We start from the raw sequence: 1,099 nt of genomic DNA, 5'->3' as shown, positions 1-1,099 counted from the left end.
GCACGACGTCGGCGGGGAACGGCGGCGGGACGGCCGCGCCGGCAGAGGCGCCGGGCGAGGTGGCGAGGGAGGGGTCGAGCGGGTCGATCGGCAGGTCGTTCGTCGTCTCGTCGACCACGAGCGTCGTCCCGCACCGGCGGGCCAGCTCGCACACCCGCGCGCGCAGCGCGGCCGGCATCACCGCGCCGGTGGGGTTGTGGAAGCCGGGCATGAGGTGGCCCAGCGCCGGGCGGGTGCGGGTGAACGCCTCCTCCAGCGCCTCCACGTCCCAGCCGCCCGGCGAGGAGGCCGTGCGCGGGGCGACGGGCACGGGGACGGGCCGCCCGCCGGCCCCGCGCACGGCCTCCAGCGCGTGCGGGTAGCCCGGCGACTCCACGAGGACCCGGTCGCCCGGCGCCGTCAGCGTGCGCAGCACCAGGCCGACGCCGTGCTGGGCGCCCAGCGTCACGAGCACCTGGTCGGGGCGGGTGGGCAGCCCGCGGCGGGTGTAGCGCTCGGCGACGGCGGCGCGCAGCGCGGCCACCCCGAGCAGCTCGTAGCCGGGCCCGCCCAGGTGGGCGGGCAGCTGCTCCAGCGCGCGGTGCGCGGCCCGCAGCACGTGCTCGGCGGCGCCCGGCAGCGCGGCGCGGGTGAGGTCGACGAGCGGGGAGCCGGTGCGGCGCTGCGCGGACCCGGCGCCCGGCCCCGCGCCCGCCGCGCCTCCCGCCGTGCCGGGGGCGCCGGCGGACGGCTCGTCCGGGGCGCCCGGCAGCCGCAGGACGCTGCCGGAGCCGCGCACGGTGCACAGGCAGCCCGCGGCGCGCAGGTGCGCGTAGGCGGCGGCGACGGTCGTGCGGCTGACCCCGAGCGCCCCGGCGAGCTCGCGCTCGGCCGGCAGCCGGGTGCCGGCCGCGACGCGGCCGTCCACGAGCTGCAGCAGGACGCGGTCGGCCAGGGCCCGGAAGGCGGGGCCGCGGCCCTGCCACTGCCCGAGGAGCTGCGCGAGGGAGGCGGCGCCGACGGTCGTCACCAGGCCACTGTAGGCGGATTGGCACTGTTCACCGCGGGATCGGAGAGGTCCAATCGAGGGTGTGAGCAGTCCAGTCGTGCAGCTGCGGCC

Annotated in this window: 1 protein-coding gene; it reads right to left on the bottom strand. The window is 80.3% G+C overall.

The features are described 5' to 3' along the window. Positions 1–1,009 (bottom strand): aminotransferase class I/II-fold pyridoxal phosphate-dependent enzyme (locus GTQ99_RS27345; protein WP_166618050.1); only part of this gene is annotated, 1,009 nt, incomplete at its 3' end. Positions 1,010–1,099 lie beyond the last annotated feature (90 nt).

Source organism: Kineococcus vitellinus, assembly GCF_009906315.1.
GTDB lineage: Bacteria > Actinomycetota > Actinomycetes > Actinomycetales > Kineococcaceae > Kineococcus > Kineococcus vitellinus.
This window is presented reverse-complemented; position numbering and strand designations above follow the sequence as displayed.